Raw genomic sequence first — 17,277 nt, 5'->3', positions numbered from 1 at the left:
GGGCGTTGCGCGCCTTTTCCCGGCGGGTTGCGGGGCGTTCCGGCCGGTTCGCCGCCCGGTAGCGTGAGCTTCATGCACGCCATCGTGATTCGCGAGCCCGGAGACGCGGACGTTCTCCAGTGGGACGAGGCGCCGGATCCCACGCCCGGCCGGAACGAGGTGCTGGTCGAGGTCGCGGCGAGCGCGGTGAACCGCGCGGACGTGCTCCAGCGTCAGGGCTTCTACGAACCGCCGCCCGGCGCGTCCCGTTTTCCGGGCCTGGAGGTGTCCGGCCGGATCGCGGCGCTCGGCGAGGGCGTGACCGGCTGGAACGTCGGCGACGAGGTGTGCGCGCTGCTCTCGGGCGGCGGCTACGCCGAGAAGGTCGCGGTCCCCGCGGGCCAGCTCCTGCCCGTCCCCAAGGGCGTCGACCTGGTCGAGGCGGCCGGGCTGCCCGAAGTGGTCTGCACCGTCTACTCCAACGTGTTCATGCTCGCGAACCTGCGTCCGGGCGAACGGTTCCTCGTTCACGGCGGCGGCAGCGGGATCGGGACGATGGCGATCCAGCTCGCGCACGCGCTCGGTTCCCCGGTGGCGTGCACCGTCGGCAGCGAGGCGAAGGCCGCGCGATGCCGCGAACTCGGCGCGGACGTGGCGGTCAACTACCGCGAGGACGACTTCGTCGAGCACGGCCCGTTCGACGTGATCCTCGACAACATGGGCGCGAAGTACCTGGCCCGCAACGTGAACGCGCTCGCCGTGGGCGGACGGCTCGCGGTCATCGGCCTCCAGGGCGGCGCCCGCGCCGAGCTCGATCTGGGCGAACTCCTGCGGAAGAGGGCCGCCGTCCACGCAACCTCGCTGCGGGCCCGTCCGTTGGACGAGAAGGCCGAGATCGTGCGGAGCGTCCGCGAGCACGTGTGGCCTCTGCTGGAATCGGGAAGGGTCCGTCCGATCGTGGATCGGACCGTCCCGATGGCCGAGGCCGCGCACGCCCACCGCCTCCTGGAGGACGGCGCGCACATCGGCAAGATCCTGCTGACCCTGGAAAAATGAGGTGTGTGAGATGACCGATCCTTCGCAGAAGCAGCCGGAGCAGGAACCGCAGGTCCTGGTGGTCGGCCCGAACGGGATCGCGATCGAGGGCGCCCCGGGCGACGGCGACAAGGACGAGAAGTCGGTCGCCGAGATGGTGGAGCAGCCCGCCAAGGTCATGCGGATCGGCGGGATGATCCGGCAGCTCCTGGACGAGGTCAAGGCCGCCCCGTTGGACGAGGCGAGCCGCGCCCGGCTGCGTGAGATCCACAAGGCGTCGATAAAGGAACTCGAGGACGGCCTCGCCCCCGAGCTCGTCGCCGAGCTGGAGCGCCTCTCGCTCCCCTTCGTCGAGGACAAGGTGCCCAGCGAGGGCGAGCTGCGCATCGCGCAGGCGCAGCTGGTCGGCTGGCTTGAGGGCCTGTTCCACGGCATCCAGACCACGCTGTTCGCGCAGCAGATGGCCGCGCGCGCCCAACTGGAGCAGATGCGCCGGGCCCTCCCGGCGGGGATCGTCCAGCAGGAGGACGACCACGACAGCCACCGCCAGTCCGGCCCCTACCTGTAGACCTCCGACCGGGACCGGCCCCTACCCCGTGGGAGTGCCGGTCCCGCGGGTCAGCCCTCCGGGAAGAGACGTTCGAGGACGCGCGCCACGCCGTCCTCGTCGTTGCTGCCGGTGGTGTCGGTGACGGCGCGCAGGACGTCCGGGTGCGCGTTGGCGACCCCGAACGAGCGGCCCGCCCAGGTGAGCATGGGCAGGTCGTTCGGCATGTCCCCGAAGGCGACGATCTCCCGGGCGTCCAGCCCGAGGTCGCCCGCCAGCTCCGCGAGCGCGGTCGCCTTGGTGACGCCGTGCGCGCTCATCTCCAGCAGCCCCCGCCCAGACGAGTGCGTCACGGTGACCAGGTCGCCGACCGCCAGCTCGGCCCGCCGCGCCAGCACGTCCGGCTCGCTGTCGGGATGGAGCGCCAGCAGCTTGATGCCGGGGCGCGCGACCAGGCCCTCGTCGTCCACGGCCCGTCCCTCGATCGCGTCGGCGTCCCAGCGGCCCAGGTTGTACCGCGCCTCGAACGCCAGCCCGTCCGGATACTCGACCGCGAACCGCAGCTCGGGCTCGGCCGCCCGCAGCCGCTCCACGACCTTCGCGATGACCTCCGGCGTGATCACCGTCGCCGTGAGCACCGCCTCGGTGTGCAGGTCGTACCGGACGGCCCCGTTGGCGCAGATCGCGACCCCCCGGTGCCCGACGGCCTCGGCGATCTCGGCCATCCACCGCGGCGGACGCCCCGTCACCATCACCAGCGTCGCCCCGGCGCGTTCCACCCGTCCGAGGGCCTCGACCGTCCGTGCCGACACCGTCCCGTCGGACCGCACGATCGTGCCGTCCAGATCGGTCGCGACCAACCGGGGTGTGCGAACGGCCATGTCACCTTCCACAGAGCTGTCCCGCGGCATGATCGAATCCCCCGCGGTCTCCCGAGCTTAGGCGACCGCGCCCCCACTCCCGCCACCGGCGGTCCCCGCCGTCACCTCGTCCGGAACGCGAAGAAGCCCGTCCCTTGTGGTGTGGGGACGGGCTTCTGGTGCTTTGTCAGCGCTTGACGGGTTCCAGGACCTCGAGGCCCAGGAACTTCTGGAGGGCCTTCGGGACGCGGACCGAGCCGTCGGCCTGCTGGTGGTTCTCGAGGATCGAGACCATCCAGCGGGTGGTGGCGAGGGTGCCGTTCAGGGTCGCGACCGGGCCGCTCTTGCCGGCCTCGTCGCGGCGGCGGACCGACAGGCGGCGGGCCTGGAACTCGGTGCAGTTCGACGTCGAGGTGACCTCGCGGTAGCGGCCCTGCGTCGGAACCCACGCCTCGCAGTCGTACTTGCGGGCCGCGCTGGTGCCGAGGTCGCCGGCCGCCACGTCGATCACCCGGTACGGGAGCTCGACCTTGGCGAGCATCTGCTTCTCCCAGTCCAGCAGGCGCAGGTGCTCCTGGTGCGCGTCCGCCGGGTCGCAGTAGGAGAACATCTCGACCTTGTCGAACTGGTGCACCCGGATGATGCCGCGGGTGTCCTTGCCGTAGGAGCCCGCCTCACGGCGGAAGCAGGACGACCAGGCCACGTACCGCCGCGGCAGAGCGTCGATGATCTCGTTCATGTGGTACGCCGCCAGCGGCACCTCGGACGTCCCGACCAGGTACAGCTCGTCCTCGGGGAGCTGGTAGACCTCGGCGGCGTGCGCGCCCAGGAAGCCGGTGCCCTCCATGGCCTCCGGCTTCACCAGCACCGGCGGGTACATGGGGACGAAGCCGCTCTCGACGGCCTGCTCCATCGCCAGGTTGAGCAGCGCGTACTGCAGGCGCGCGCCGACGCCGGTGAGGTAGTAGAAGCGCGCGCCGGACACCTTCGCGCCGCGCTCCATGTCGATCGCGCCGAGCGACTCGCCGAGCTCCAGGTGGTCCTTCGGCTCGAAGTCGAACTGCGGCACCTCGCCCACGTGCTCGAGGACGACGAAGTCGTCCTCGCCGCCGGCGGGCGCGCCCTCCTCGACCAGGTTCGGGACGACGCGGAGCACGTCGTTCAGCTCGCCGCCGAGCCGCTCGGCCTCGGCCTCGGCGTCCTTGACCTGCTGGGACAGCTCCTTCGCGCGGGCCAGCAGCGCCTGCCGCTCCTCGCCCTGCGCCTTGGAGACGGACTTGCCGAAACTCTTCTGCTCCGCGCGCAGCCGCTCGAACGACGACTGCGCCGAACGGCGCCGCTCGTCCAGGTCGAGCAGGGTGTCGACGACGGTCACATCCTCGCCGCGGGCGCGCTGGGACACGCGCAGCCGCTCGGGATCCTCTCGAAGAGCTCGCAGGTCAATCACAACCCCGAGGCTACCGGGCCCGGCGCGTCCGCCGCGCGGCAATATGCCCCTTGCGCCGATCAGCACCCCCGGCGCACGCCGCGGTCGTGCGAGGTCAGCGTGCGCCGGTCGCGAGGAGGGCGTTGGCCGGGAGCGCGATCCGGCCGCCGGACGTCGCGTACCGGGCGGCCAGGCGGTCGTAGGCGATCTTGATCTTGGTGACGGTCGAGGCGTCCTGGCGGGACACGATGACGCCGTTCACGCCGATGCGGGCGAGCGCGCCGGTCGTCCACCAGTCCTCGGGGTCGACCTCGTGGACCCAGCGGAGCTCGGCCGCCTCGCCGTCGGCGAAACCGGCGTCGCGCAGGAGGCAGCCGAAGGGCCCGGGCTGTCCGAGCTCGGCGAACGGGGGCGTCGGGATGTCGTCCGGGACGGCGACGCCGGCCTCCTCCAGCGCCTCGGCGACCAGTGAGAGTGCCCCGGACGGCGGCATCTCCCAGCAGGTCAGGGCCAGTTTCCCGCCCGGACGCAGGACCCGCGCGAACTGCCGCACGGCCTCCTCCGGACGGCTCACGTGGTTGATCACGAAGTTGCCGACGACCGCGTCGAACGACGCGTCCGGCAGGGGGAGGTCGGGCAGGATCGCCTCGCGGACGTCCAGGCCGGGCACATTGGCGCGGGCCGTGGCGGCCATACCGGGGTCGGCGTCCAGCGCGATCACGTCCGCGCCGCGCCGCACGGCCTCCCGGGACACGATGCCGGGCCCGGTGCCGACGTCCAGGACGCGCGTGCCGGACGTGACGTCCGCCGCGTCCAGGAGGGGGCCGACCGACCAGGCGGTCATCCTGGCGAAGCCGCTCTGGTAGGCGTCGGCTCGTCCGTCCCACAGGTCCCGTTCATAGGTGTCGAAGTCCACGGACCCACCGTAAGTCCGAGCGGCCGGGAGCGCGTCGTTTCGGTCAGCCCGGAAGCGGCGCATGGAGGTCGAAACGCTCATACATCCGGGCGTCGCAGAAGGACGTGAGCTCGGTGATCCAGCCGTCCCGGACGGCCATCACGATGAGGGCGGCGAGACGTCCGTCCGCGTAGGTCGCGAAGGCGGGCCGGCCGTTGGCGCATGTGGGGACGAGCCGCCAGGACACCTTGAAGATCCGTTCCCGATCGCCGCGGTCTCGGCGGCCGAGAACTCGAGCACCTCACGCAAGATCAGGACGGCCCGCTGCGACCCCGGTCAGGTGCTGCAGCGCCGCGACGAACGCGAGTTTGACACCCTTCCGCCGGACGCCCCTGCCGGCCGGATCGGGCAACGGCCCGATCCACGCCGCCTCGACCGGTTCGCCGAGATCGTCCGCCGACGTCGCCGCCGGAAAAGGTCAGCCGAAAGTACCCGCCGAGGCCGCTCCCGGACGACCGCCAGACAGGCGCTCGTCACGGCCCGGTATAGGGGTACGTGCCCCTCTAACCCCGCCCCGGCCTCGGCGAACGCGTCCCGCAGGACACTTTCGGCGCCGTCCACCCCGCCGAGCCTCCGATAGCAGTGAGCGACTAATTCATCCCGGGAAGGCGCGATCCACTCGAACCCGTCACCGTGATCCACGTTCGACGCCCCAGGCCGTTTCAATGCGGCGAAGTCTTTGCCCGCAGACGGCCAAACAGGGACGAAGTGTCCACTTGAGTGGAAAACGTGAGGAGCTTGGTCGGCTCCCGGACGCGGGTCGCGGTGCTGGACAGTCTCCGGCTCACGGTCATCGCGGTGCTGGCCTATGCGCTGGCGCGCTGGATGCAACCCCGCGGCGCGCCATTGCCGCTGCTCGCGCCCCTGACCGCGCTCCTCGTCGTCCAGGTCTCGGCCCTGCGGACGCTCCACTCGGTCTGGCAGCGCGTCCTGGCCGTGGCGTTCGGCGTCCTGACGGCCGTGGCCTTCGCCGACTGGCTGGGCTTCTCCTGGTGGAGCCTCGGCCTGGCGATCTTCGCCGGACTGGCCATCGGATTCCTGCTCCGCCTCGGCGACCAGGCCCTCGAGGTCCCGATCAGCGCGATGCTGATCTTCTCCCTGGGTGCCGCCAACGAGGGCGCCGCCTGGGACCGCATCCTGGAGACCCTGATCGGCGCCGCCGTCGGCCTGGCCGCGGGCCTCGCCTGGCCGCCCGTCCGCGTCGGCGCGGGCCGCGAGGCGCTCGCCGACATCGGCCGCCGACTCGCCGAAACGGTCGACCACATGGCGTCCGACCTGCGCGGAGACCCCGGAGTGGACGACGCCGAAACCTGGCTCTCCGACACCAAGCAGCTGCTCCGGGAGATGACCCGGACCGACGAGGCCATCGGCCAGGCCGAGGAGAGCGTCCGGCTGAACCCCCGTGCCCTCACCCTGATCGACGCCGGCGTCGCCCTACGCGACGGCCTGGAGATGCTGGAGCACTTCGACGTCTCCCTGCGCACCCTGACCCGCGCGATCGTGGACAGCGTCCGCACCGAGGACGAGGGCGACCACGTCCTCTCCGACCCGTCCGTCCGGACCCGCCTGGCGGACGTCCTGGACGAACTGGCGGGCGGCGTCCGCGCCTACACCGACCTCGCCGTCGCCGACCTCACCCGCGACGCCGTCCCCCGCGACCTCGAACGCCGCCTCGACGCCTACGTCACGTCCGCCAGCGAGGACCGCCACCGCTTCGCCGACCTGCTCTCCGACCGCGAACGCGGCATCCGCCAGCGCACCCTCCACGGCGAGATTCTCATGCACATCGACCGCCTGATCAACTACCTGCACCCCGAGCACCGCGAACGAGCCCGCCGCCGCTGGCGCAACCGCGACCTGGCCGCCCGCCACCTCCCGGACCGCCCCGCAGGCCTCGTCCGCAAAACCCGCCGCTCCACCCGCCAACCCCCACTCCCACCGAACCCACCCACCCCCAAACCCGGCCGCGAATGAATACGAAAGGCTGGCACCCAAAAGGGGCCAGCCCTCAACTCTGTTGAACACGCCGTCCGGTGCCCAAACTGGAGCATCGCCCTGCCTTCAGTCGCTGAAGACTTCGTCCAGTGGCACCCCTTGGACGGCTCGAACAGCCCACTGCTTGATCGTCACAGTGTCAGTGCAGGCGGAGATGCGCACGCGATGCGCGTCCGTCAGCTCGAACTCACCCCCTTCGAGGAGGAGTAGAAGTGCTTCCTGCGCCCCCTGGATGCGTCCCTCGGCGTGGGCCTCGGCACGGAGGCCCCTGGCGAGTCTGTTGTCGCCGGTAGTGCTCATGATCGCCTCCGTCGAGTATCTGATCGCTGTCAGTCTTCGCCGAACACCTCGTCCAGCGAGTTCACACGGGCGGATCGCAGAACCCACCGCTTCAGCGCCTTGGAGTCTGTGCAGTCGGCGATGCGTTCCCGGGCGACGTCGGTCAGTTTGAAGTTCCTGTCCGCCAGCAACTCGAGCAGGATCTCCCGCTCGGTCGCCACCCGTTCCTCCGCGCGTCCTTCGGCCCGGCCCTCCGCGTGACCTTCGGCGCGGATCTCCTCGAAGAGCCTGTTGTCCTTGATGATCGTGCTCACAATCTGCCTCCAGGGTTCGAGCAGGGTGCTCTTGGCCAGCCCTGCGTGAAGGAATGTGCCCAGGAACCGGGCGGTCTCCACGTCCTGCCGCTTAAGGGCGGCCACCCCTTCCTCCAGGATTTCGATTATGCCCGGCGTGGGCTTGGAGGACGCGTGGGTCAGGACGCGGAACGCGGCGGACATCGGGTCGCGGACGAACTCGGCGGCCGAGGTCAGCGGGCTGACGTTGTCGGGTGCGAGGACGATCGGCCAGGTGCACTGGGACGGCCGGTTCGCCAGTCCTGTGAAGATCTCCTGCCGCGCCCAGTCCGCGGTGGCGCGGTCGTGGCAGACGACGATGAGGGTGACCTCGCAGTCGTACTTGTTGCGCAGGTAGGCCACGTAATACGGCCACGACTTGAGTTTGTCCTTGTCGACGCGTCCCTGGGCCTCGATGACCACGATGTGGGGGCCGTCCACGGTCTCGACCATGAGGACGGTGTCGGCCTCGGCCTCGACCGTCCTGATCTCGTTCAGGTTCGAGTTGAGCTCGTGGACGGCGAGCACCTTGGGGAACGCGAGGCCCGCCGACCTGTCCATGAACTCGGCGAACAGTCGGGGATCATGGCGAAAGATCTGATGCAGCGCCTCATGTGGGGGCTTGACCATGCACGGCACGTTACCGAACGCAGTCGAACGATTACCTGAAGTTCGAGATTTCCGGCCCGCGCAAACGTCCAGACAGGCCAAAGGGCCGCCTCCGGACGCGGGAGGCGGCCCTCGCAGAGCGGGGTCGGTCAGCGGACGTCGACGTAGTCGCCGGCGCTCCAGATGCCCAGGTAGGTGGAGCTGCCGGCATAGGCGGCGGCCCAGGTTCCGTCGGCGGACGCCTTGAAGCCCTTGGTGAAGCGGCCGTTGCGGTCGGCCTTGGTGGTGCCCATGGCCTTCCACTTGGACGAGCCCTTGGGCTTGAAGTAGATCGTCAGCGCCGCGCCCGTGGCGGGCTTCCAGCTCCCGGTGAACTTGGTGATCTTCCCCTTCACCGTGAGGGTGCGGCCCTTCCTCACCGGCTCCGGCGACGCGTCGAACGACGAGATCGCCGTCTTGTACTTGGTGTCCACGAAGATGCGCGGGGTGGCGGACGGTTCGTCCCAGGTGCCTCCGATGCCCTGGTCACCAGAGAATTCGACCCACCACTTCCCGTCGGACTTGGCGACGCCGGAGAGCGAGAAGCGTCCGGCCGCGTCCGTCCGGCCCTTGGCCATACTGAACATCCGTCCGGGACCCGGGCTGAACGTGAGGCTCACGGGGACGTTGACCACGTTGGCGCTGCCCGCGGGCGCGCCGGTCCGGACGATCTGACCGCTCACGGTGACCTTGCCGCCGACGGCGACGGGGTTCGGACGGGCGGTGACGCCGGTGATCCGCGTCCAGAACGAGGAGCCGTGGTGCTCGCCCGCCATGCTGCTCTGGAGGAACGCGTTGCCGGCGGAGCCCACCTGCCAGGTGCCCGATCCGGTGACCGTGACGGGCAGCGAGTAGCGGCCGTCGGGGCCGGTGGTCGGCGCGCCGAGCTCGGTGGTCTGCTTCGTCCCGTCGGAGACGAACGAGAGCTTCACGGCCCTGCCGGGGAAGGGGACCCAGGCGCCGGCGGAGTTCTGGCGCTCCAGGAGTCCGGAGAGCGTGGCCTTCTCGCCGACCCGCGCCGCGCCCGGGGTGCGAGTGATCGAGACCCGCGTCGGCTGCGCCCGGAGGGGGAAGGACACGGCGGCCACCGTCGAGGCGTAGTCGCCGTGTCCGGAAGCGGAGAGCCTGGCGGCCGTCGTGGTCGGCGTCACCTTCAGTGTGAACGAGCCGTCGGCCGTGGACGTGGCCGTCGCCTCCGGGGTGTTCAGGGACACCGTGACCCCGCCGAGCGGCGTACCTGCGGTGTCGGTGACCCGTCCGGTGACGGTCGCCTCCGGGTGGTCGAAGTCGATCGCGTCGGGACTCACCCGGACGTCCGCCAGCTGCTGGGCCAGCCGCATCACCTGGACGCCCGACCGCGCGGCGACGTGGTCGCCCCTGGCGTCGAAGGCGGTCACGGTGATCTCGTAGGTGCCGACGGGGGCGTCGAAGAGCCCGTCCGTCTCGTAGTCCGAGGACGAGTAGCCGCTGTGGTCGGACGTCTCCGTCCTGGTCATCGGGAGCTCGTCCCCGACCTTCTCGTTCGTCCCGGCCCGGTAGAGCTGGGCGGTGACGTGGTCCACGGTGCCCTGGAACACGACCTGGCCGTAGCCCTTGAAGGGTCGGCTGTGAGTGGGGTTCCCGCCGTCCGCGGTGACCGTCCAGGCGCGCTGTCCGGCGTCGGTGAAGGCGACCCCCGTCAGCACGGTGTGCTCGCCGGAGTTCTCGGTGATCTCCAGGTCGAGGGAGGTGCGACCCGGCTGGAGCGGCACGACCTTCCCGGTGCTCCAGGTTCCCGCGTTCGCGGTCCCGAGGGTGCGGAGGACGTCGTCGAAGGCCGGATAGGGCTCGGACGAGTCCAGCGCGCGGAACCTCATGTCGACCCGGGTGACACCGGACTCCGACTTCAAGGAGACCTGAGGTACCGCGCCGCCCGTGGTGGTCGTGAAGTGGGCGTTCATGACGACCGGGGCGGACGCGGCTTCCGCGGACGCGGTCGCCGCGAACGGCGGCAGGGCCAGGACGGTGAGCAGCGACACCAGGGCCGCGAGGGTTCTGCGCAAGGGACGTTCTCCGTGATCACGTGAATCAAGTAAGGGGATGACGCGCGAAGGTCAACACAGGTTTACCTCCGCGCGCCGCCCCCTCCGTCAGCGGACGTCGACGTAGTCGCCCTCGCTCCAGTCGCCCAGGTAGTTCGCGCTGCCCGCGTACGCGGCGGCCCAGGTGCCGTCGGCGGACGCCTTGAACTTCTTGACGAACCGGCCGTCGCCGCCGGTCCGGACGGTGGCCATGACCCGCCACTTGGACGAGCCCCTGGGCTTGAAGTAGATCGTCAGCGTCGCGCCCGGGGCGGGCACCCACCTGGCGAGGTGCCTGTTGAGGCGGCCCGAGACCTTGATCGGACGACCCTTCCGCACCGGTTCCGGCGACGCGTTGAACTCCGAGATCGCCGTGTGGTGCCTGACGACCACAGCGTCCACGTAGTACGTCGTGCCGGTGACGGGAAGGGCGGACCGCTGCGCCGACCCGGGATAGCGGGCACGCCAGTAGCCGTCCTTCGCGATGGTGCCGGTGAGGCTGAACTCGCCTTCCTGGCCCGGCCGCGCCTGGGTGACGCGCGTCCAGTTCTTCCGGTCCGTGGAGAACTCGAGGTAGACGGGGTCGGTGAGGAGGTTCGGGTCCGGGATCCCGCCGAGCTGGAGGAGCCGGCCATCCAGCGTGATCTTGGATCCGACGGCGGCATGCGCCGGCGGCGTGTTGCCCTCAGGTTCCATTGCGATGAGGTAGTCGGCACGGAGTGGGACGGACGCGACGGACGCGGTGTAGTCGGAGTCCTCCTTGAACCGCGCGACGATCGACAGGTCCCCCGGACGCATGGCGCGGATCCGCGCGGTGTAGGAACCGTCCGGCCCGGTGACCACCTGCTGGGCCGGGTCGGCGCTCATCCCCCGGGGGTCGAGAAGTTTGATCTCGATCGTCTTGCCGGACAGCGGTGCGGACCCACCGGACGACGTCGGCTCGACCAGGGTCCCCTTCACGGTCACGTCGGCGTCCACGTGGGCCTTCGCCGCGCTCGACGCCAGCGTGAGCCGGGTGGGAAGCCGCCTGTGCTCGGGCGCGGCGGACTCGGTGGCTCTCACGTAGTCGCCATGGGCGGGTGCCGTCAGCGTCACGAGATACCCGAACGGCGACAGGGTGAGGGTGAAGGCGCCGTCCGCGGCCGTCTTGGCGGTTTCCGTCGTGCCGTTGGACGCGCCCTCGACGTCCACTCCGGCCAGCGGCTCCCCGTCGGCGCCCACGAGCCGGCCGGTCACGGTGACGGATGCGGCCGGGTGGTGCAGGTCGGTCCACGCGGGGTCGGTTTTCAGGTCCACGAACCGCTGGGCGAGCTTCCGCTGGAACGTCCAGGACCTGAGGGTCCTGCAGTCGTCCTGGGCGTCGCAGGCCTTCACGACGGACTCGTAGGAGCCGACCGGCGCGTCGACGACCCGGTCGGTCTTGTACAGCTCCGTGCTGTCGCTCGGACGCCCCATGGCCACCTCGGGGCTGACCGGGTCGTTGGTCCCGGCCCGGAAGAGCTGGGCCGTCACCTTCTGGGGCCGGGGAAGACCGGAGATCCCTCCCCAGAGGTCGAAGGGGCCGGTCGGGTCGTAGGCGCCGTACGCCATGGCGATGGTGAAGCCGCGCTCGGGGGTGTCCACGAAGCTCACCGCGGAGAACTCCGTCCGGGCGCCGGACCGGTCGGTGACCGCGACGTCGAGGTAGGTGCGGCCGGGCTGGAGGCGCACCGGAGCCGCCGGACCCCACTGGGTGCTGGACTGGCGGGGCACGTCCTCGAGGGTCAGGTACGGCGTGGCGCCGCCCTTCGCCCTCAGGCTCATGTCGACGCGGGCGATCGTGCTCGTGGGGGCGAGCCGGACGAGCGGCAGGACCTCGTTCGAGCCCTTTCCGTCCCCGAGGTCCGTCTGGTAGATCAGCACGGGCCGGCCGTCCGCCGCGGCCGGGAGGGCGGGGACGAAGGCGAGGGCTGCGAGTAGCGACAACGATGCCGCGAGGGTTCTGCGCAAGGGGGTGGCTCCGTGATCGTTCGGTGGGGTGGAGAAGGGGTCAGCGGACGTCGACGTAGTCGCCCGCGCTCCAAACACCGAGGTAGGCGGGGCTGCCGGCGTAGGCGGCGGCCCAGGTTCCGTCGGCGGACGCCTTGAAGTTCTTGCTGAACCAGCCGTCGCGGTAGGTCCTCGTGGTTCCCATGGCCTTCCACCTGGACGAACCGGACGGCTTGAAATAGATCGTCAGCAGCGCGCCCACGCCGGGCCGCCACGTGCCGATCTGCCTGGTGAAGCGGCCCTTCACCGTGAGGGTGCGGCCCTTCTTCACCGGTTCCGGCGACGCGTTGAACGACGAGATCGCTGTGCGGTACCTGGCGTCCACGAAGTAGGCGGGGCCGAGGGAGGGCCTCTCGAACGCGGGTTGGTGCACGGGGATGGAGGAGTTCGCGCCGTCGTAGGCGACGCGCCAGTAACCGTCCACGGCGACGGTGCCGGTGAGGGCGAAGGTGCCGTCCCCGGCGAAGCGGGCCTGCGACTTGCGCCTCCAGACCTTGCGGTCCGTGGAGAATTCCAGGAACGCGCCGCCCTCCTTGACCACCGCCTGGTCGGACGGAACGTGCAGCCGGACGACCTTGCCGCGCAACGTGATCTTGGAACCGACGATGGTCTGCTTCGGGGCGGGGCCGTTCATCACGATCGCGGTCGTGTAGTCGGCGGAGAGGGAACGGGAGGCTGCCGCGGAATCGAACTCGCCCTGGCGGGAGAAGTTCGCGGTGACCATCCAGCTGCCCGCTCCGGTGATGCGGATCTGGACCGAATAGGTGCCGTCCGCGCCGGTGGTGACCCGCACGGGCGGGAACGGGGGAGTCTGCGGGGTGGTGAGCCCGGAGGCGGTGAGCTCGACCGTTTTGTCGGACAGCGGGGCTTCCGGGCCGGACCCGGGACGGTGTGTGAGCGAGCCGCTCAGAGTGACGGTGTCGCCGACGCGCGGTGTGTCGTCGCTGTTCCTCCGCAGCGTCAGCAGCGGCTGGACGAGCTGGTGCTGGAGCGTGACGGTCGCGGTGGTCTCCAGGAAGTCGCCGTGGCCCGTCGCCTTGAGCACGGTTCCCTGGAAGGCGTCCAACGTGAGGGTGAAGGCGCCCGTGGCGTCGGTGGTCGTGGTGGCGCCGCCACCACTGATCGCGACTCCGGAGAGCGGGGCACCGGAGGTGTCGGTGACATGCCCGGTGACGGTCAGGTCGGGGTGGTCCGCGTCGTACCAGGTGCGGTCGGGCTTGTCGATCACCATGCGCTGGGCGAACCGCCGGCGGACGACGGACGAGCGGTCCGAGACCTGGTCCCCCTGAGCGTCCCAGGCGGTCACGAGAAGCTCGTAGTCACCAGCGGGAGGGGCGAAGGTTCCGGTCGTCCGGTATCTGAGGACCGACCAGTCGCCGTAGTCGGAGCGCCTTTCCACCAGCATCGGCAGGGGGTCCCCGACCGGCTCGTTCGTCCCGGCGCGGAACAGTTGGGCACTCACCCGCTGGGGATCAGCCGAGACGGTCACGTCCGCCTCGCCTAGGAACGGGCCGGTGTTGACGGGCATTCGGGTGAAGGCGTCGACGTCCCACCCACGGTGCTCGGCGTCCACGAACGCCACCCCGGTCAGCGTCGTGCGTTCCCCGGAAGCCTCGGTGATCTCCAGATCGAGAAAGGTGCGTCCCGGGTGGAGGGTGATCCAGGCCGGGATGTTCCACAGGCCGTCGTTCGCGGTCCCCGAACTGCGCGGGACGTCGTCGTAGGCCGGGTAGGGCCGGGCTTCGTCCGCCCCGCGTAGGCGCATGTCGACGCGGGTGACGCCGGAGGTGGACTTCAGGGTCACCTTGGGGACGGCCCGGTCCGCGTCGGTCATGAAATGGGCGTTGGTGAGGACCGGCCCGGATGCGGCGGCGGTGATCGCGGGTGGGGTGTCGGCCTGGGCGGGGGCCGCGAGCGGGGTGAGGACGAGTGCGGCGGTGATCGCGGCGAGGTGGAGGCGCAAGGGGGGTACTCCATGATCGTTCAAGGCGAGCATGGAGGGGACGCGCGGAGGTAAGAGATGGTTTACCTTCGCGCGAGGGTTTCTGATCAGCGTTCGGTGGCGCCGCAGCGGATGGTGGCGAGCCAGGCGGCGGCTTCGGTGAAGTCGTGGTCGTGGGTGCCGCGGCGGATGTCGGGCCGGACCTTGTCGGCGCGGGTGTAGGAGCCGAGGAAGCGGACGTCGGCGCAGACGCGGCGCAGGGCCATGAGGGCCTCGCCGACGCGGGACTCGAAGACGTGGCCCTCGAAGTCCATCCAGAACAGGTAGGAGCCGAGGCCTTGGCCGGTGGGGCGGGACTGGATGAGGGACAGGTTGATGCCGCGGACGGAGAACTCGGTGATGATCTCCAGCAGGGCGCCGGGGTGGTCCTCGCCGATGAAGGCGACGACGCTGGTGCGGTCCATGCCGGTGGGGGGCGGCGGGGAGCACGGGCGGCGCAGGGCGACGAAGCGGGTGACGGCGTCGGCGACGTCGTGGATGTCCTCGGCCAGGGCTTCGAGGCCGTAGGTGGCGGCGGCGAAGGAGCCGGCGAGGGCGGCGTCGTAGTGGCCGTCGGCGACGTGCTGGGCGGCCTCGGCGTTGGACGTGGCGGCGCGCCACTCGGCGTCCGGGACGTTCGCGGCGAGCCAGCGGCGGCACTGCGGCTGGGCGTGCGGGTGGGACGCGACGGTCTTGACGTCCTCGATGCGGGTGCCGGGCCGGACGAGCAGGGCGAACGAGACCGGCAGGTGGATCTCGCCGACGATCTGGACGGGGTCGCCGGTGGCCAGTTCGTCCAGCGTGGTCGGGACGGAGCCCTCGACGGAGTTCTCCAGGGCGACGACCGCGCCGTCCACCTCGCCGGTGCGCAGGGCGTCGAGCGCGGCGGGGACGGTAGAGAACGGGACGTGCTCGGCGCCGACCGCGCCGGGGAAGGCGTGCAGCGCGGCCTCGGTGAAGGTGCCCTGCGGTCCCAGATAGGCCCATTTGCGCGGCTCAGGCACGGTGCGTCCCCCCGAATGCAAGTCTCCCGGACGTCAGGAGTGTACGTGGTGCGAGGCTGAGATCTCAGGTGTGCGTGGGGGTGGCCCGGCCGGGGTCGCCGAAGTCGGGGAGCGGGTCGTCCATGGTCACGACCGGGCCCTTGCCGAGCCGGGCGGCGCGGAGGGCCTGGTTCTCCTCCGGCGAGAGGGGTTCGGAGGGGTGGCCGTCCCGGATGGGCTTGGCGTAGGTGCGGGTCTCGGTGCGTCCGATGATGGAGCTGATCACGACCCCGTCCCCGGAGGCGTTGATGAGGGCGAGCGAGAAGGAGCGGTGGCCGGACATCTCCCTGAGCGCGTCGTAGTGCACGATCGCCAGGTCGCGCAGGGCCTGGCCGTCGACCGCGCCGGCGGGCCCGGCGGCCTGGAGCCGGCGGCGCAGCACCTCGGCGCACTCCTCGACCACCTGGTTGACCCGGTTGTGGGCCACCACGGCGATCGAGAGTCCGGCCACACCGGCGACGAGTCCGGCGATGGCAACGGCGGCAAGCATCACGGAGTGAGCGTACCGACACCGTCCGGAGGACGAGAGGGATCCTCGTGATCGCCGCTTCGGCCCAGACGGTTCACCAGCCGGACGCCCAGGAGCACCATGAGGGCGACCGCTCCGAAGCCGAACAGGTCGCGGACGATCTGCCCGACGACCCGCAGAACGAGCGGATGGGTCGGGCCGGTCAGGTGCGTCCCCCACCAGGGCACGGGGAAGAGGTAGAAGAGCCAGACGCCCGCGGCGAGCAGGCATCGCCTGAGGTTCCGGCCGTCTCCGACCAGGGCGCCCGCGACGGGGATGGCCCACACGAGGTGGTGGATCCAGCCGACCGGGGACAGCAGCACCGAGAGCAGGCCGGTGATCGCGACCCCGCCGAGCAGCAGGCTGTAGGCGGCCTCGCCGGACACCGGGTCGGCGGCGAGCATCCGGTCCGTCCCCCAGCGCCTGGACGGGTCGGGTGGCAGGGCGGGCAGCGCGAGCCGGTCGGCGGCGATCGTCGACCGGCGGGCCAGCCGGAACCCGACATAGGCGACGAGCAGGGCGAGCGCGAACCACAGCAGCGACCGGACGGGGCCCTCCGGGGTGATCCGGGATACCCAGCCGTTCACCGCCTGGTTGGTCGTGCCGTTCACCGCCCCTGTGCGGTCGCCGCCCTGGAGCAGCGCGCCGAACCAGTAGTCGGCCGAGTCCCTGGGCAGCCAGGCGAACGCGAACAGGGACGCGGCGGCCGCCGTGAGCAGGGAGTTCAGCGCGGCCTGACGGCGTCCGGTGATCAGGAAGTAGATGAGGAAGACGCCGGGCACCAGCTTGATCGCGATGGCCAGGCCGACCAGGACGCCGCGCGGCCAGTAGGCGGTGCGGGCCATCGTGTCGGCGAGGCAGAGCGCCAGGAGGAAGAAGCCGACCTGCCCGAACCGGATCTGGGCGTACGACGGGGTCAGCCAGGCGCACGCGCCGAACAGGACGGCGAAGGTCAGCGGGGCCCAGCGGCCCGTCCGGGCGACCAGGTCGCGGAACGCGTACCGGATGATCACGCCGAGCGCGGCGAACTCGAGGATCGTCCAGGTCCACTGGGCGGCCGTCCAGGACATGAGCGTGAACGGGACGGCGAGCAGCGCCGGGAACGGCGGGTAGGTGAAGGGGAGCAGCTGCGGCGGCTGGGTGAGGACGTCGTACAGCTTGGCCTGCCGGAGGACGGCCCGTCCGCCCTCCCGGTACACCTCCAGGTCGACGAGCCGCTGGTCGGGCGGGTTGCCGAGCCAGCGGACGACGATCGGTGTGATCACTGCCACGGCCACCAGGATTCCGGCGGCCAGGATGAGCCAGTCCACACCGTTTTGAGGACGCCATCCGCCGGTGGTGCGGGACACGTCGTCCCGACCGGCGTGACCCGCCGCCTGGGCGCGGGTGCTCCCGCCCCGTCCGTCGCCCTCCGCAGCGGCCTCGTTCACGGCAGTCGCCCCCACCGCCGCACCTCCGTCCAGGGTGGACTCCCGCCGCTCAGGCGCGACGTCACCCGTCCCCATGGCTCCTCGCATGTTCACATCCTGTCCTAAAGGTGCCACTACCCTGGACGACATGGGGCTACCGGGGGCGAGACTCCACATACCGCGACCGGCCGT

The 17,277-nt window shown here is 70.9% G+C and carries 15 protein-coding genes; 3 read left to right on the top strand and 12 right to left on the bottom strand.

Annotated elements, in window-relative coordinates; translation table 11 throughout:
• The first annotated feature begins 72 nt into the window (after window positions 1-72).
• Window positions 73-1,035, top strand: a complete 963-nt coding sequence (locus tag AB0L06_RS26125; RefSeq protein WP_500233727.1) for an NAD(P)H-quinone oxidoreductase — start codon at window positions 73-75, stop codon at window positions 1,033-1,035.
• 10 nt (window positions 1,036-1,045) lie between these two features.
• On the top strand, window positions 1,046-1,582 hold the full coding sequence (locus tag AB0L06_RS26120) for a bacterial proteasome activator family protein (protein ID WP_500233726.1): 537 nt from the start codon (window positions 1,046-1,048) through the stop codon (window positions 1,580-1,582).
• A gap of 50 nt (window positions 1,583-1,632) precedes the next feature.
• Here AB0L06_RS26120 and AB0L06_RS26115 read toward each other — a convergent pair whose 3' ends face one another.
• From AB0L06_RS26115 to AB0L06_RS26100, 4 genes are all read right to left on the bottom strand, one after another.
• A complete protein-coding gene (locus tag AB0L06_RS26115; protein ID WP_500233725.1) occupies window positions 1,633-2,442 on the bottom strand; it encodes a Cof-type HAD-IIB family hydrolase in 810 nt (269 codons plus the stop codon).
• Between the two features lie 166 nt (window positions 2,443-2,608).
• Window positions 2,609-3,868 carry a serine--tRNA ligase gene (serS, locus tag AB0L06_RS26110; protein WP_500233724.1) on the bottom strand — a complete coding sequence of 420 codons (1,260 nt, stop codon included), beginning with the start codon at window positions 3,866-3,868 and terminating at the stop codon, window positions 2,609-2,611.
• Between the two features lie 94 nt (window positions 3,869-3,962).
• Window positions 3,963-4,763: a class I SAM-dependent methyltransferase gene (locus tag AB0L06_RS26105; RefSeq protein WP_500233723.1), complete on the bottom strand. Its 801-nt coding sequence runs from the start codon at window positions 4,761-4,763 to the stop codon at window positions 3,963-3,965.
• Between the two features lie 43 nt (window positions 4,764-4,806).
• Entirely contained in the window at window positions 4,807-4,989 is a 183-nt protein-coding gene (locus AB0L06_RS26100; RefSeq protein WP_500233722.1) for a hypothetical protein, read from the bottom strand.
• 542 nt (window positions 4,990-5,531) lie between these two features.
• Here AB0L06_RS26100 and AB0L06_RS26095 point away from each other — a divergent pair.
• A complete protein-coding gene (locus tag AB0L06_RS26095) occupies window positions 5,532-6,776 on the top strand; it encodes an FUSC family protein (RefSeq protein WP_500233721.1) in 1,245 nt (414 codons plus the stop codon).
• Window positions 6,777-6,863: 87 nt separating this feature from the next.
• Here the strand turns inward: AB0L06_RS26095 and AB0L06_RS26090 are convergent, their stop codons facing one another.
• From AB0L06_RS26090 to AB0L06_RS26055, 8 genes are all read right to left on the bottom strand, one after another.
• Window positions 6,864-7,097 (bottom strand): hypothetical protein, encoded by a 234-nt coding sequence (locus tag AB0L06_RS26090; RefSeq protein WP_500233720.1) that lies wholly within the window; start codon window positions 7,095-7,097, stop codon window positions 6,864-6,866.
• Between the two features lie 29 nt (window positions 7,098-7,126).
• Window positions 7,127-8,038, bottom strand: a complete 912-nt coding sequence (locus AB0L06_RS26085; RefSeq protein ID WP_500233719.1) for an RpnC/YadD family protein — start codon at window positions 8,036-8,038, stop codon at window positions 7,127-7,129.
• A gap of 128 nt (window positions 8,039-8,166) precedes the next feature.
• Complete coding sequence (locus tag AB0L06_RS26080; RefSeq protein WP_500233718.1) at window positions 8,167-10,098, bottom strand: carboxypeptidase-like regulatory domain-containing protein; 1,932 nt, start codon at window positions 10,096-10,098, stop codon at window positions 8,167-8,169.
• 87 nt (window positions 10,099-10,185) lie between these two features.
• Window positions 10,186-12,105, bottom strand: a complete 1,920-nt coding sequence (locus tag AB0L06_RS26075; RefSeq protein WP_500233717.1) for a carboxypeptidase-like regulatory domain-containing protein — start codon at window positions 12,103-12,105, stop codon at window positions 10,186-10,188.
• A 40-nt stretch (window positions 12,106-12,145) separates the two neighbouring features.
• Entirely contained in the window at window positions 12,146-14,107 is a 1,962-nt protein-coding gene (locus AB0L06_RS26070) for a hypothetical protein (RefSeq protein WP_500233716.1), read from the bottom strand.
• A gap of 86 nt (window positions 14,108-14,193) precedes the next feature.
• Window positions 14,194-15,129: a prephenate dehydratase gene (pheA, locus tag AB0L06_RS26065; RefSeq protein ID WP_500233715.1), complete on the bottom strand. Its 936-nt coding sequence runs from the start codon at window positions 15,127-15,129 to the stop codon at window positions 14,194-14,196.
• A gap of 64 nt (window positions 15,130-15,193) precedes the next feature.
• Window positions 15,194-15,658: a DUF4446 family protein gene (locus tag AB0L06_RS26060; protein ID WP_500233714.1), complete on the bottom strand. Its 465-nt coding sequence runs from the start codon at window positions 15,656-15,658 to the stop codon at window positions 15,194-15,196.
• Window positions 15,658-17,193 carry a glycosyltransferase 87 family protein gene (locus AB0L06_RS26055; RefSeq protein WP_500233713.1) on the bottom strand — a complete coding sequence of 512 codons (1,536 nt, stop codon included), beginning with the start codon at window positions 17,191-17,193 and terminating at the stop codon, window positions 15,658-15,660. Before AB0L06_RS26055 ends, AB0L06_RS26060 begins: the two co-directional genes overlap by 1 nt.
• Window positions 17,194-17,277: the final 84 nt, after the last annotated feature.

This window comes from Spirillospora sp. NPDC052269, from assembly GCF_040679435.1.
Lineage (GTDB): Bacteria > Actinomycetota > Actinomycetes > Streptosporangiales > Streptosporangiaceae > Spirillospora.
Note: the sequence above shows the minus strand (reverse complement) of the source record. Positions and strands in the feature narration are given on the sequence as shown.